This window comes from Sphaerisporangium sp. NPDC005288 (genome assembly GCF_040607475.1).
Classification (GTDB): Bacteria; Actinomycetota; Actinomycetes; order Streptosporangiales; family Streptosporangiaceae; genus Sphaerisporangium; species Sphaerisporangium rhizosphaerae.
The window spans coordinates 74,250-87,600 of record NZ_JBEXGT010000014.1; the positions used below are offsets into that span (position 1 = coordinate 74,250).

General features: G+C 71.5%; 13 protein-coding genes. 7 read left to right on the plus strand and 6 right to left on the minus strand.

From position 1 onward, the window contains the following. Positions 1-26 precede the first annotated feature (26 nt). On the plus strand, positions 27-1,445 hold the full coding sequence (locus tag ABZU32_RS15565) for a hypothetical protein (protein WP_354922370.1): 1,419 nt from the start codon (positions 27-29) through the stop codon (positions 1,443-1,445). Between the two features lie 13 nt (positions 1,446-1,458). Here ABZU32_RS15565 and ABZU32_RS15570 read toward each other — a convergent pair whose 3' ends face one another. Both ABZU32_RS15570 and ABZU32_RS15575 read right to left on the minus strand, forming a co-directional pair. Beyond that, positions 1,459-2,646 carry an NAD(P)/FAD-dependent oxidoreductase gene (locus tag ABZU32_RS15570; protein WP_354922373.1) on the minus strand — a complete coding sequence of 396 codons (1,188 nt, stop codon included), beginning with the start codon at positions 2,644-2,646 and terminating at the stop codon, positions 1,459-1,461. An 11-nt stretch (positions 2,647-2,657) separates the two neighbouring features. After that, positions 2,658-3,857: a cytochrome P450 gene (locus ABZU32_RS15575; protein WP_354922376.1), complete on the minus strand. Its 1,200-nt coding sequence runs from the start codon at positions 3,855-3,857 to the stop codon at positions 2,658-2,660. Between the two features lie 112 nt (positions 3,858-3,969). Between ABZU32_RS15575 and ABZU32_RS15580 the strand changes: the two genes are divergently transcribed. The 3 genes from ABZU32_RS15580 to ABZU32_RS15590 all read left to right on the plus strand — a co-directional run bounded on the left by ABZU32_RS15580 (position 3,970) and on the right by ABZU32_RS15590 (position 6,774). Next, the gene (locus ABZU32_RS15580) at positions 3,970-4,677 is read left to right on the plus strand and encodes an aspartate/glutamate racemase family protein (RefSeq protein WP_354922379.1); all 708 of its coding nucleotides are present in this window, start codon (positions 3,970-3,972) and stop codon (positions 4,675-4,677) included. After that, the gene (gene sbnB / locus ABZU32_RS15585; protein ID WP_354922383.1) at positions 4,667-5,680 is read left to right on the plus strand and encodes a 2,3-diaminopropionate biosynthesis protein SbnB; all 1,014 of its coding nucleotides are present in this window, start codon (positions 4,667-4,669) and stop codon (positions 5,678-5,680) included. Before ABZU32_RS15580 ends, sbnB begins: the two co-directional genes overlap by 11 nt. Positions 5,681-5,790: 110 nt before the next feature. Continuing rightward, on the plus strand, positions 5,791-6,774 hold the full coding sequence (locus ABZU32_RS15590) for a clavaminate synthase family protein (RefSeq protein WP_354848153.1): 984 nt from the start codon (positions 5,791-5,793) through the stop codon (positions 6,772-6,774). Positions 6,775-7,007: 233 nt separating this feature from the next. Here ABZU32_RS15590 and ABZU32_RS15595 read toward each other — a convergent pair whose 3' ends face one another. After that, the gene (locus ABZU32_RS15595; protein WP_354848156.1) at positions 7,008-7,412 is read right to left on the minus strand and encodes a helix-turn-helix domain-containing protein; all 405 of its coding nucleotides are present in this window, start codon (positions 7,410-7,412) and stop codon (positions 7,008-7,010) included. A 170-nt stretch (positions 7,413-7,582) separates the two neighbouring features. Between ABZU32_RS15595 and ABZU32_RS15600 the strand changes: the two genes are divergently transcribed. Beyond that, positions 7,583-8,455, plus strand: a complete 873-nt coding sequence (locus ABZU32_RS15600; protein ID WP_354922385.1) for an aldo/keto reductase family oxidoreductase — start codon at positions 7,583-7,585, stop codon at positions 8,453-8,455. Positions 8,456-8,608: 153 nt separating this feature from the next. Here ABZU32_RS15600 and ABZU32_RS15605 read toward each other — a convergent pair whose 3' ends face one another. Beyond that, complete coding sequence (locus tag ABZU32_RS15605) at positions 8,609-8,956, minus strand: hypothetical protein (protein ID WP_354922388.1); 348 nt, start codon at positions 8,954-8,956, stop codon at positions 8,609-8,611. Between the two features lie 364 nt (positions 8,957-9,320). Here ABZU32_RS15605 and ABZU32_RS15610 point away from each other — a divergent pair, with 364 nt between their 5' ends. Next, positions 9,321-10,424, plus strand: a complete 1,104-nt coding sequence (locus ABZU32_RS15610; protein WP_354922391.1) for a hypothetical protein — start codon at positions 9,321-9,323, stop codon at positions 10,422-10,424. Between the two features lie 306 nt (positions 10,425-10,730). Here ABZU32_RS15610 and ABZU32_RS15615 read toward each other — a convergent pair whose 3' ends face one another. Beyond that, positions 10,731-11,321 (minus strand): hypothetical protein, encoded by a 591-nt coding sequence (locus ABZU32_RS15615; RefSeq protein ID WP_354922394.1) that lies wholly within the window; start codon positions 11,319-11,321, stop codon positions 10,731-10,733. A 160-nt stretch (positions 11,322-11,481) separates the two neighbouring features. Beyond that, positions 11,482-11,937 carry a hypothetical protein gene (locus tag ABZU32_RS15620; RefSeq protein WP_354922397.1) on the minus strand — a complete coding sequence of 152 codons (456 nt, stop codon included), beginning with the start codon at positions 11,935-11,937 and terminating at the stop codon, positions 11,482-11,484. Between the two features lie 294 nt (positions 11,938-12,231). Here ABZU32_RS15620 and ABZU32_RS15625 point away from each other — a divergent pair, with 294 nt between their 5' ends. Beyond that, the gene (locus ABZU32_RS15625) at positions 12,232-13,350 is read left to right on the plus strand and encodes an MBL fold metallo-hydrolase (protein WP_354922400.1); all 1,119 of its coding nucleotides are present in this window, start codon (positions 12,232-12,234) and stop codon (positions 13,348-13,350) included. The last annotated feature ends 1 nt before the right edge of the window (position 13,351 follow it).

Here is a 13,351-nt window from a genome sequence, read left to right on the forward strand (position 1 = left end):
TCACCCCCCAACGTGAGGATCCGATGATGACCCGATTCAGAGCGCTGCCGTCCGTGCTCGCCGTGGCCGCGTCCATGCTGCTGATCAGCGGAAACGCGCGGGCCGACGCGGAGGTGCCGTTACCGTCGGCGATTTTCCGCGCCACGCACAACAGCTACTCCGGCGACGTGGACGGCGCGAAGAAGTCCATTACCTACCAGCTCGACCACGGCGTCCGTTTCATCGAGCTCGATGTCCACGACAACGGGTACGCGACGGCGCACGACTACGCCGTCGGACACGACTCGCCCGGCGACCTGGTCGACCACGCGGGCAACCCGGCCTCCAACCTGCTGCGCGACTGGCTGACCGTGATCGACGCCTGGTCCCAGCAGCATCCCACCGCGGCCCCGATCGTCGTCATGCTCGACCTCAAGGACGACCTGACCGACAATCCCTCCTTCGCCGCCGGCAACCTGACCGCGCTCAACCAGGAGCTCGTCTCGGTGTTCGGGCCCCGGCTGTCGGCCGCCGAGGAGTACCCGGCGAGCCCGCCGTCGGTGGACGCGCTGCGCGGCCGGGTGCTGGCGCTGCTCTCGGGGGACGGCAAGACCCGCGCGGAGTACAGACGCGACCTCGGCGCCAACCCCGCGGTCGCACTGAACGCGAACGGCCAGATCGTCGAGGTGCACGACTCCGGCGCGGGCGTGCTGTGGTACTGGACCGGCCGCTACGACAACGGCCGGGTGAGCTGGCTGCGCCACGGGAGGTACGACACCGGACAGACGCCCGCCGTCGCGCTGAACGACAACGGTGACCTGGTCGAGGTCCACCAGTCCCAGAGCGCGACCACGCTGTGGTACCGCGTCGGACGGCTCGGCGCCGACGGTGAGATCACCTGGTCGGCGAGCCACCAGTACGACAACGGCGTCCTGCCGACGGTCGCTTTCACCAGTCCGGGCGGCACGCAACTGCGCGAGATCCACCGCAGCCAGAGCAACAGCCAGAACTGGACGTGGAACGGCGCGCTGAACACCGCCGCGTCCACGGTCGCGTGGAGCGGCAACGCCAAGACCTCCGACGCGCGCTTCGACAAGACCACCTCGGCCCGTGGCACGGCGAGGGTCCACGTGTGGACCGGGGCGGACGGCCCCACGCCGGCGCGGACCCTGCGCGTGGACACCGACCGGTTCACCGGCGACCGCGTCCGCTACCGGCAGACGGCCTTCGACGAGTACCAGAAGGGCGACGCCGCGGAGCTGCAGCAGGGCGCCCTGTTCTATGCCGCACCGGCCACCGAGTCCGCCTTCATCACCTCCGCGCGGCAGGCGGGCCGGCTCGTGCGCGGGTGGGACTTCGACTCGGCGGCCATGGCGACGACCCCCCTCGCCGGCTATCCCGCGACCAACCACCCCTACGACGCCTGGTACGACGACCTGCTCACCCAGTCCGGCGCCGTCCAGTGACCCCTCCTGCCGCTCAGGTCAGGGCCAGGGCGTCGAAGAGGGCGTCGGTGTAGAAGTCGTCGATCTCGCAGGCGCCGGACAGGGTGGAGAAGTAGTGGTCCACCAGGTCCTGGCGGCCGGCGATGGCGCGCAGCATGGTGACCCGTTCCGGCTGGATCTGCAGTTCGGCGGCCCTCAGCGTGCCGTGGTAGACGCCCGTGAAGTGCTCGTCGCGGTCCTCGCCGAACCGCGCCAGCGCGGCGTCCAGCCGCACCGGGTCGCCGAGGTCGGCACCGATGTGGTCCACCAGCATCTGCACCTGGAGGAAGGCGTCGGTGATGCCGCTGTTGCCGATCGAGTCCTTGTGGTAGCCCGCGTCCCCCAGCAGCACCCACCCGGGGCCGGCCGCCTGGCGGAAGAAGTTGCGCTGGTCGCCGGTCCCGTACAGCCGCTCCGCCCGGGTGGCCGAGCGCATCCGCTCGTGCACCTCGGGCGCGGTCGTGCGGACGCTGTCCAGGTAGGCCGTCATGGCGTCCCCGCGGATGCGCTCGAACTCCGCCTGCGGGAAGTACGCCCCGACCAGCGTGCGCCCGTCGTTGGTGGGCACCGTGCCGACCAGGCGGCGGGGCCGCTGGTACACCTCGAACGTGGCCGGCAGGTCTTCGAAGTAGCTGAAGTACACACACGACCTCGGGGCGTCCTCCACCATCGTGCGCGCGCCGGTCAGCGCCGCGACCGTGGAGCGCATGCCGTCGGCGCCGATGACCAGCCTCGCCCGCTCCTCGAACCGGCCCTGCGCCGTCTTGACCCGCACGCCGGCGACGCGGTCGCCGTCGGACAGCAGCCCCTCCACCTGGCATCCCTGCCGGAACTCCACCCCGGCGGCGACGGCGGCGTCGGCCAGGACGGGGTCCAGGCGGTGACGGCGCGGCGCGTAGGCCGTGCGGTAGCCGTCCACCCCCCACGAGCAGCCTTCCAGCCGCACGTCCTCCACCTGGTACACGATGCCGTCGATGGGCGGGCAGCCGGTCGCCACCACGGCGTCCAGCACGCCCCACTGGCCGAGCTTCGCCACGCCCGGCTGGTGGAGGTAGTGCGTGGACAGCTTGTCGCGGGGGAAGCGGGCCTTGTCCAGCAGCAGCACCCGGTACCCGGCCCGCGCCAGCAGCATGGCGGCCGGCGACCCCGCGCAGCGGGCGCCGACCACGATCACGTCGTACATGCCCCGCCCCTCTAGTTCGGCCGGGCGATGACGGGCAGGTTCTTCGGCCCCCACATGCCCCGCTCGTGGTAACCGATCTCCACGCTCCGGTCCACCTCCAGCGAGGGGAAGCGGCGCAGCAGCGCCTCCAGCGCGATTTTGGCCTCCAGGCGGGCCAGCGGCGCGCCGATGCAGAAGTGGATGCCGTGGCTGAAGGCCAGGTGCGGGTTCGGGTCGCGGCGGATGTCGAAGCGCCCCGGGTCGGCGATGCGGCGCTCGTCGTGGTTGGCCGACATCAGCCACGGCGTGACCACGCGGTTCTCCGGGATGGTCACCCCGCCGAGCTCCACCTCCGCGGCGGTGATCCTGCTGGCGGTGGTGAAGGGCGCGCGGTAGCGCAGCACCTCCTCGATCGCCGGGGGGATCAGCGCGGCGTCGCGGCGGACGGCGGCCATCGCCTCCGGGTGGGCGTCCAGGCACAGCACGGAGCTGCCCAGCAGCAGCGTCGTGGTGACGCTGCCCGCCATGAACACGATGTCGGCGAACTTGACGACCTCGTCCTCCGAGAGCCGCTCGCCGTCCACCTCGGCGGTGCACAGCGCGCTGATCAGGTCGTCCCTGGGGTGCAGGCGCCGATCGCGGCAGTGCTGGAGCAGGTAGTCGGCCATGTCCTTGGTGACCTGTTCGAGCAGGTCGGCGTACTCGGGCGACTCGGAGGTGATGCCCTCGCGGGCGGTCATGCTCTGCGCGTTCAGCATGCGGTTGATCCACGTGCGGAACAGGTGCCGGTCGGAGGCCGGCACGCCGAGCAGCTCGGAGATCACGATCACCGGGAGCGGGAAGGTCAGCGCGTCGACCAGGTCGAACTCCTCCGTCGTCACCTCCTCCAGCAGCTCATCGGCCAGGGAGGCGATGCGGGGCGCGAGCGCGCCGACCGTCCGGGGGGTGAACGCCTTGCTGACCAGGCGGCGCAGCTTGGTGTGCCCGGGCGGGTCCATCGAGTTGATGTTCCCCTGGCTGATCTCGGCCAGCTCGGGATTGATGCGGCTGATGTCGTTGGAGAAGGCGGCGTGGTCGGTCAGCACGCGCTCCACGTCCGCGTAGCGGAAGACGTGGTAGGCGCCGTCGCCCTCGCGCCACACGGGATGGTGGTCCCGCATGCGGGCCATCCAGTCGAACAGCTCGGATCCGCCGTCCGCGAGCGGAACGGCGTCGATCATGACCTCGGTCATTTGGCGGACTCCATTCTGTCGTCCCCGCCGAATATGCCCGAGCCGCTTATCACCTGGATATCGGGAATCCGTTTGATATCGGGCTGATAACCGGTGGCCATAGTTTGTGCCAATGGATGTTCTCGGTGTGCTCGGTGGGATGGGTCCGCTCGCCTCGGCCGAGTTTCTGAAGACGCTCTACCACGCCAATCTCCGCTCCCGCGAACAGGACATGCCCCGGGTGCTCGTGGACTCCGACCCCGGCTTTCCCGACCGCACCGAGGCCGTGGACGGCCCGGGCGCGCAGGAGATCGCCCGCCGCCTCGACGCCCGGCTCGGCGACCTGCTCGCGCGCGGCGCCGACCGGCTCGTCATGGCCTGCTTCACCGCCCACCACTTCCTCCCGCTGGTCGACCCGCTGCTCCGGGCGCGGCTGACCTCCCTGGTGGACCTGACGATCGACGAGCTGGACCGCGCCGAGGGCAGGTTCCTGCTGCTGTGCACCGAGGGGACGCGGCGGGCGCGCATCTTCCAGAGCGCGCCGCTGTGGGACCGCGTCGCCGGCCGGGTGGCCCTGCTCGGAGAGCGGGACCAGGAGCTGGTGCACCGCATGGTGTACCGGATGAAGCGCAACGGCGCGCTGCCCGACGTCGCGCCGGCCGTCGACCGCCTGCGCGCCCGCTACGGCTGCACGGGCGTCGTCCTCGGCTGCACCGAGTTCCACCTGGTGTCAGGCGGGCTCGCAGCTCTGCTCGGCGAGGCGAACGTGGTCGACGCGTTGCGCGCGTTCGCCCGCACCATCCAGGCCCCCTATCGGAAGGACCTCCAGCATGCCGGATGAGAAGCTCGGCCCGCCCACGTTCGGCGTGCTGCCCGGAGCCGCCGTGCGCCGCGTGCTGGCCGGCCGGGAGAAGCAGGTGGTCGAACTGGTCGAGGAGGCCTACCGCCTCCACGGCGAGGGCCGCACCGTCAACCCGCCGTCGTACTTCCTGCGCTTCCCCGACCGGCCCACCGGGCGGATCATCGCGCTGCCCGCCTCCGTGGGCGGGCAGGACGCCGTCGACGGGCTCAAGTGGATCTCCAGCTTCCCCGCGAACGTGGCACGCGGCATCCCGCGCGCCTCCGGCGTGCTCATCCTCAACGACCCCGAGACCGGCTACCCGTACGCCTGCCTGGAGGCCTCCCTCATCAGCGCGGCGCGCACCGCGGCCTCGGCCGTCCTGGCGGCCGACCGTCTCACGCGCGGAGGGCGGCGGCCGGTGCGCGCCGGGTTCTTCGGCACCGGGCTGATCGCCCGCACCATCCACTCCTACTTCGCCGCCACCGGCTGGAGCTTCGACAGTGTCGGCGTGCACGACCTGGTGCCCGAGCGCGCCGCCGGCTTCGCGGCCGACCTGGCCGCCGCCGGCCAGGACGCCGTGGTGCACGACCGTCCCGAGGACCTGCTCCGCGCCTGCGACCTGGTGGTGTTCGCCACCGTCGCCGGCACGCCGCACGTGACCGACCCCGCCCTGCTGGCCCACAACCCGCTCGTCCTGCACGTGTCGCTCCGCGACCTCGCGCCCGAGATCGTCAAGGACGCCGCCAACGTCGTGGACGACGTCGACCACTGCCTGCGCGCCGGCACCTCCCTGGATCTGGCCCAGCAGCTGACCGGCGGGCGGGACTTCGTGGACGGGACCCTCTACGACGTCATGACCGGCGCGGTGACGGTCCGCCACGACCGGCCGCTGATCTTCTCGCCGTTCGGGCTGGGCGTGCTCGACCTCGCCGTCGGGCGGTTCGTCCACCAGGCCGCCGGTCACTCCGGCGACCTGTCCGTCGTGCCCGACTTCTTTGTGTGAAACCGGCCTTGTGTGAAACCGGCTCTGTGCCAAATCGGGCGAATTTCGCCCGCATAAACCGGCTCAATACGCTTCACGAGTCGCTCCGCCGCTGTTCTTAGGAGAGTCAGTTGACAGTTCTGGCAACGGCCGAAAGCGCCACCGGGGGTCTCCGGCTGAGCGCCACGGACGCCGACGAATTGGTGACCATCGCCCGGACGGTGATCCGTCAGGTCCCGGGCGGCCGCATCGACGACGCGGAGATGATCGCCGCCTGCCGCCGGGCGTCCATGCTGATGCCCGCCTCCCTGCGCGGGATGCTGCGCGGCTTCCTGCGCGAGTCCGGGGAGCGCGGCGCCGCGCTCATCCACAACCTGCCCATCGACGAGGCGTCGCTGCCTTGCACGCCCGGGACCGGCACTTCGGTGCAGCGGTTCGGCACCGTTCCCGCCCTCCTCCTCATGCTGATCGCCGCCGAGCTGGGCGAGCCCGTGGCCTTCCGCGCGGAGAAGTCCGGCGCCCTGGTACAGGACGTCGTACCGGTGCGCGGCAAGGAGGAGTTCCAGGGCAACGCCGGTTCGGTGCTGCTCAGCTTCCACAACGAGAACGCCTTCCACCCCTACCGGCCGGACTTCGTCATGCTCCTGTGCCTGCGCGCCGACCGCGACCGGGTCGCCGGCCTGCGCACGGCGAGCATCCGGGAGATCACGCCGCTGCTCAGCCCGGCGGCCAGGACGGCGCTGAGCAGTCCGGACTTCGTGACGGCCGCGCCGCCCTCGTTCGGCACCGGCCAGAGCACCGCCCCGCACGCGGTGCTGTCGGGCGCGCCGGAGGACCCCGACATCCGCGTCGACTTCGCCGCGACCAAGGCCCTCAGCCCCGAGGCCGAGCGGGCGCTGGCCGAGCTGGGGGAGCTGTGCGAGCGGGTCGCCCACACCGTCGTCCTCAACCCCGGCGACCTGGCGATCGTCGACAACCGGGTCACCATGCACGGGCGAACCGCGTTCCGCCCCCGCTACGACGGCGCCGACCGCTGGCTCCAGCGCACGTTCGTCCTGCGCGACTTCCGCCGCTCCCGCATAGACCGCCCCAACGACGGCCACATCATCGCCTGATCCACGGACTGCCACCCGGCCCGTCTCCACCCACCGGCGACGGGCCGTCCCCGTGCCCAACCCCGCACACCACCCACCCGCGCCGACGACGGGCCGCTCTCACATGACGTGGCCATGGCCCTTCTCGCGTGGACGGCGGTGGCCGGTGTCCGGACGGTGCGGTGATGGCGGTCATCGCAATCGAGGGTGTGCCGCCTGAGAGCGTGGCGGTATCGGACGGTTGGCTGTGTCAGTCAGGAAGTGCGAGCGTCGTGCTTCTCGCGGTTGGTAATGACCTGGTCCATGTGGGTCTGCGCCCAGTGCCTGAGGTGGCGTGTCAGGTGGTGGAGCGAGAGGCCGAGGTCGGTCAACTCGTAGGTGACGGTGACGGGGACGGTTGGCGTCACGGTGCGGGTGAGTAGGCCGTCGCGTTCGAGTGCTCGTAGAGTCTGGGTCAGCATCTTCTGGCTGACTCCCGCAAGCAGGCGGGAGATCTCGGAGTAGCGCATCGCTCGTGCGGCATCCGATGCACCCGGCTGGTCAGATTTGTCTGCTGTGTCGCCGCCAAGTGCGCACAGGATCAGCACGACCCACTTGTCCGAGATCCGGTCGAGGAGCCGGCGGCTGGGGCATGCCGCCAGGAACGCGTTGTACTCCATCTTGGCCTGCGCTCTCTGGGCGGCCTTCGCTGGCTTCACCGATCTCGCCTTTCGCCTGTGGGAGAGTTACGCACTTTAGAGTGCCTACTTCCCTGTGGGAAGTAACTATCCAATACTCGCCCAGAGAGACTGAAGACGGCCACCCACGGCGATAAGCGAAAGGCACACCGATGATGGCGCCAACCACATCACTTCCCGGCGGCACCTGGACGCTGGGCAACTCGACCATCACCCGGTTCGGTTACGGCGCGATGCAACTCGCCGGCCCGTGGGTCATGGGGCCTCCCGCTGACCACGATGGCGCCCTGGCAGTATTGCGCGAGGCCGTCGCGGCCGGTATCACCCACGTTGATACCAGCGACGCGTACGGACCGCGTTTCACCAACGAGCTGATCCGTGCGGCGCTGCATCCCTATCCGGAGTCGTTGTTCATCGCCACCAAGGTTGGGGCGAACCGAGATGCGCAAGGCGGCTGGCCCACGGCCCGGCGACCCGAAGATCTGCGCAAGCAGGTCCACGAGAACCTCCAGTCTCTCGGGGTCGAGACTCTCGATTTGGTCAACATGCGCATGGGCGATGCCGAAGGCCCCAAGGCTGGTTCGCTCGCCGAGGCGTTCGAGACGCTCGTCGAACTCCAGCGAGAGGGTCTGATCCGTCACCTCGGGGTCAGCAACGTCACCACCGAGCAGGTGGCCGAGGCCCGCGGTATCGCCCCGATCGTCTGCGTGCAGAACATGTACAACCTCGCCCACCGCCACGATGACGAACTCATTGACAGGCTCGCCGCCGATGGCATCGCCTACGTGCCGTTCTTCCCGCTGGGGGGCTTCACGCCGCTACAATCCGATGGGCTCTCGGGGGTCGCGGCCCGGCTTGGGGCGACGCCGATGTCGGTCGCGTTGGCCTGGCTGTTGCAGCGCTCACCGAACATCCTGCTCATCCCCGGCACATCATCGACAGTCCATCTGAGCGAGAACATCGTCGGCGCTGGACTCTCCCTCTCCGATGAGGACGTGGCCGAACTGGAGAGTATCGGCCGCTGAACGCCATGCAGGCCGCGCCCAGGTCTGGCGACAGGCATGTCGCTCCTCCTGACGCAGGTTTCGCTTGCACCGACCTGATGCTGGTCACGATCCGTCGTCACCGGTGCAGTAGCACTACACCCTCGATCGTGCAGAGTCGTGATGGCCGTATGGTCAACCGTTGTTCGAGTCCCGCCGTGAACGGAGGCCCGCTCCGGCGGCGAGCACGACCAGCAGGCCCACCCCCACCAGCACCCGTCCGTCGGGTCCGGCCAGCCCCCCGCCCCCGGTGTCGGCGGCGCCCGCCGGGATCCTGGTCACCTTCCCGCTCCTGTCCGCCCCCGGAGCGTCCCGCACCCTGACGTCCTGCGGCTGCGCCCCTGGTGGGCCGGAGGCGCAGTGGTACTGCACGACGTCGGTGAGGACCCTGCCATGCCGCGCTCCGGTGGCGTGGGCGGCGGCACAGAGGAGGAGCGGGCCGCCGATCAGGACGGCGAGGGGGAGGACCGAGGACGGACGCACGGGGGCTCCTGAGGTGACGGTGGGAGGTGAAGAGAGGACGGGAAGTGAAGGAGCTGGGTTGTCCGGAAATGTGCACGAAATTTTTTGGCGGGGGATTCGGGGTCGGGGCGGGGTGGTGAGAGGTGGGTTCGGGATCGCTGGGAATCGTTGTTTGAGCTGCCGTGGGGCGGGGGCGGGCGGCGGTGGAGGGCGGGGGGTGGCGGGGGCCACAGGGCCGGGCGGGTAGGGGGATCCGCCGTTTTCCGCGTCCCACAATCGAGCCGGGAGGGCGTGAGGGCCGTTCTAGAGGGGGTAAGGCAGAACGGCCCTGTCATCTCGTCGCCGTTCGCGGCGGGCTGACCAGACAAGCCAATGGAGGATCACGGTGACGCCCACCAACCCTGACAAGCCTCACAAGATCGGATCAGGCGGGCCGCGCTGGCGCCTCTCGGGACCGCCCATCCTCGCCGCCGCCGTCATGCTCGTGACGTCGGGAGGCGTCGGGATGGCCGCCGCTTCGGCCGCGTCCCCCACGCCGCCTCCCTCCGAGACCCCCAGCCCCACCCCCACGCTCACCGACACCCCGACCGTGCCGCCCACGGACGTCCCCACCGGCACCCCGTCGCCCGCCGTCCCTCCGCCCCCGGCCGAGACGCCGACCGTCTCCGTGCCGCACGTGGCCCCGTGGGCGTTCGTCGGCACCCTGCACGGCGAATTCGTCATCCCGTCCAAGGACCGCTGCACCACCGTCACCCTGCTCACCCAGACCGGCCGGGCGACCTCCGTGTCCGAGGACGCGATCACCGTGCGCAGCCAGGACGGCTACGAGAAGGCGTACTCGATCATCGACGCCACCCGCGTCGTCTCCGGCCGTCGCGGCGACAGCGTGATCAAGCAGGGCGACTGGGTCGCGCTGACGGCCGTGCCGCAGGGTGACGACACCACTCCCGTCCCGCCGAGCCCGACGCCCACGCCCGAAGGTTCCGTGACCCCCACTCCGGAGGGTTCGGTCACGCCCACCCCGGAGGGCTCCGTCACCCCCACTCCCGAGGGCTCGGTCACGCCCGCCCCTGAGGGCTCGGTGACGCCCACGCCCGAGGGTTCCGTGACCGCCACGCCCGAAGGAACGGTGACGCCCGCGCCCGAGGGGCAGAGCGAGCCGGTCGCGCCTCAGGGGGAGACCGCGACCGCCGCCCCGGAGCTGTCCGCGACGGCCGGGTACATCGTGGACCTCTCGCGCCCGAACAAGAGGTACTGGCCGGGCAAGGGCTGGAAGCCCAGCACTTACTGGTGGCCGGGTCAGGCCAAGTGGCGCGCTCCCGCGTCCTGTCCCACGCCGACTCCGACCGAGACACCGACCGAGACTCCGACCCCCACGCCGACCGTGACTCCGACGACCGAGCCGACCCTGCCCACCGAGACCCCGACGGCCGACCCGACGGCCGATCCGACGGTGACCCAGACGGTGACCGTCACCCCGACCCCCTGAGCCGTTCACGCTGACGGGCGTCCGCGCTCGCGTCCGCTGAGCGGTTCACACTGACGGGCGTCCGCCCCCGCGGCCGCGGCACGACCTCCGTGCCGCGGCCGCTCCACGCCCGCCCCGCCGAGCCGGTGGGCCGATGCGCCGCCCGCTGGGCCGGTCGTCCAGAGGCGCCGGGTCGGCCCGATGTCGCGGGTGAGCCGACCGGCGGCCGGTCGAACGGATGAGCCGGTCGCGCCGATGCCATCGGTGGGTCGGTGGGCCGGTGGGCCGGAAGAGCCGGGGGTCCTGTTGAGCTGCGGTTGCGGCCGGTCAGTCGCAGCAGCAGTCGTCCTCCTCGGCGGCGTTCTGGCGGGCGGTCACTCCGTCCGAGGAGTCGTCGGTCGTCGTGACGTCAGCGGACCTCGCCTTCTTGCCCTTCTGTGACCGGCCGGGGTTGACGATGATGAACTTCAGGTGGATGTTGCACACCTTGGCGTTCTTGCACAGCGCGTTCTGGATGCCGGTCGCACCGCTCAGGGTCTCGGCCGAGGTGTGCTGGATGCCCTTGTTGACGGTGGGGCTGCTCACCTCGGTGATGCTCTGGTTCCGCGTGCCGTTCCCGGCCTTCAGGACGGTGGGCACGGAGTCGTCGCCGTCGCCGTCGCCGCGCGGGTGACCGCTCCTGGTCCCGTGGGCCAGCGTGCCGCCGCCGGACCGGCCGTGCCCGTGCGCCCGTGCGCGGCCTCGCTCCCCGGTCGCCGGCCGCGCATGCTCGCGGGTCTGGGCGTGCGTACGGGTGTGGTGGGGCCTGCTCGACGTCCGGCCCGTGTCGGCGTCGGCCGTCGCGGCGGGCGAGGTGACGATCAGGATCATTGGAGCGGGGGCCCCCGCGAGCAACCACACGGCGAGGTGGCCTGCCATGCGGACTCGGCCGCGGTGCCGACGCGTCATCTTCCGCCCCCTGATGCCTCGCCCGCAGCCCGGGCGGCCAGGTCTGGATCAGGACCGGCCCGGTCAGCGTAACTCCGGGCGGCACGGCGGGCGGGTCCGCCGCGAACGGCGCGAGCGGGTCATTGCCGGATCATTGCCTTGGGCGGTGCCAACCGCGGTGCGTGGCGCGGTTTCGCTGCTTGATGACGCAGACGCGCTGGTGCGTGCACAGAGCCGTCTGCGTGCGCGAGTATCCGCCGGTGATGGTGTTGGTCACCTGCTGCTGGCCGCGGACCACCGTAGGGCTGTAGATGGCGGCGTAGGTGTTGTTGCGCCGGCCGTTGCCCGCCGTCATGTGGATCGGCCCCCGGTCGCCGCCCCTGAGCACAGCGGCGCCGCCTCGGGGCGCGGCCGTCGCCTCGGCTCCGGCGGCCGAGGGCGCGGCGACCGCGATCAGCGCGCCGGCCAGGACACCCAGCAGCACCGCCCCCGGCACGCGGACGCGGACGGGGACGGGGACGGGGGCGTGGACGTGGACATGGACGGGGGCATGGTCCGGCGGGCCGTTCGTTCCGGCGGGCCGGCTCTGCGTGCGGTGAAGGGCCATCGGGCGCACCTGCCTCTCCAGGTCCGTCCGGTGGCGGGCGTTCCCCGGACCGGACATCGGCGACGTCAGGCTCCCTACCCCGTCACCGGCCACGCCCTGTGCCGGAATGCTCACGACACGTGTGTCTTTGGACGCTCTTTGTCGCCGCCACGATGGGCGGCGACGGCGTTGAGCGGGCCTGTACGCGACCATCGGCACGGTCACCCGGCGGCATCCGGGAGCGGCGGGAACACCGGACCGGCCGGAAGGAGTTCGGCTGTGTGGACGACTGAGACGCGGGGAGCGTGAACGGTGATGGGACGGACCACGACGAGGTTGACGGCCGCCGCGGCGGTGGCGGCGGCCGGCTGGGCGCTGCGGGACGTCCCGGCGGAGCTCGGCGCCCGCCCACTGCGCTCCGGCGCACGCCGCGCCGCCCGCATGCGCGCCTCGGCGCGGTTCGCGGACGGCGTCTTCGTCAACCCCATGCCCGGACCGACGAAGGTGCCGGCCGGGCCGCCGCCGGGCATGCTCCGCGAGCTGCTCACCGGCGCCGAGCGGCGCCGTCCGCCGGGGGAGGTGCCGCTCCTGACCCCGTCGGCCGAGCCGCCCACCCCCGACGGGCTGCGGGTCGTCTGGTACGGCCACGCCTCGACGCTGGTCGAGATCGAGGGACGGCGGGTCCTGTTCGACCCGGTGTGGAGCAGGCGGGTCTCGCCCTCCCAGCTCGTGGGGCCGAAGCGGCTGCACCCGGCGCCGGTCGGCCTCGGCTCGCTCCCGTCCCTCGACGCGATCGCCATCTCGCACGACCACTACGACCACCTCGACCTGGCGACCGTTCGCGTGCTGGCCCGCACGAGCACCGCGCCCTTCCTCGTGCCCCTGGGCATCGGCGCACACTTGGAGAAGTGGGAAGTGCCGTCCGAGCGCGTCGTCGAGCTCGACTGGGACGAGGAGGCCGAGGTGGCCGGGCTGCGGTTCACCGCGACGGCGGCCCGGCACTTCTCCGGGCGGACCTTCCGCCGCGACGAGACGCTGTGGGGCTCGTGGGCGGTCGCCGGTGAGCGCCGCAAGGTCTTCTACGCCGGCGACTCCGGGTACTTCCAGGGGTATGCCGGCATCGGCGCCCAGCACGGGCCGTTCGACCTCACGCTGATGCCGATCGGCGCCTACAGCCCCGCATGGCCCGACATCCACATGAACCCCGAGGAGGCGGTGAACGCCCACGTCGACCTCGGCGGCGGGCTGCTGCTTCCCGTGCACTGGGCGACGTTCACGCTGGCCCTGCACCCGTGGGCGGAGCCCGTCGAGCGGCTGTGGCGGGAGGCCAAGGCCCGTGACGTCCGCATCGTGGCGCCTCGGCCCGGTGAGACCGTCGACGTCGACGCCGCGCCGGCGGTGGACGGCTGGTGGGAGACCCTGATAAGGCGGTGAT

Bases quoted from the DNA above. Each gene is read 5' to 3' on its own strand.
- ABZU32_RS15615 (WP_354922394.1), bottom strand. From the start codon at position 11,321: ATGGCAGGCCACCTCGCCGTGTGGTTGCTCGCGGGGGCCCCCGCTCCA.
- ABZU32_RS15600 (WP_354922385.1), top strand. From the start codon at position 7,583: ATGATGGCGCCAACCACATCACTTCCCGGCGGCACCTGGACGCTGGGC.
- ABZU32_RS15580 (WP_354922379.1), top strand. From the start codon at position 3,970: ATGGATGTTCTCGGTGTGCTCGGTGGGATGGGTCCGCTCGCCTCGGCC.
- ABZU32_RS15625 (WP_354922400.1), top strand. From the start codon at position 12,232: ATGGGACGGACCACGACGAGGTTGACGGCCGCCGCGGCGGTGGCGGCG.
- ABZU32_RS15565 (WP_354922370.1), top strand. From the start codon at position 27: ATGACCCGATTCAGAGCGCTGCCGTCCGTGCTCGCCGTGGCCGCGTCC.
- sbnB (WP_354922383.1), top strand. From the start codon at position 4,667: ATGCCGGATGAGAAGCTCGGCCCGCCCACGTTCGGCGTGCTGCCCGGA.
- ABZU32_RS15575 (WP_354922376.1), bottom strand. From the start codon at position 3,857: ATGACCGAGGTCATGATCGACGCCGTTCCGCTCGCGGACGGCGGATCC.
- ABZU32_RS15620 (WP_354922397.1), bottom strand. From the start codon at position 11,937: ATGGCCCTTCACCGCACGCAGAGCCGGCCCGCCGGAACGAACGGCCCG.
- ABZU32_RS15595 (WP_354848156.1), bottom strand. From the start codon at position 7,412: ATGGAGTACAACGCGTTCCTGGCGGCATGCCCCAGCCGCCGGCTCCTC.
- ABZU32_RS15570 (WP_354922373.1), bottom strand. From the start codon at position 2,646: ATGTACGACGTGATCGTGGTCGGCGCCCGCTGCGCGGGGTCGCCGGCC.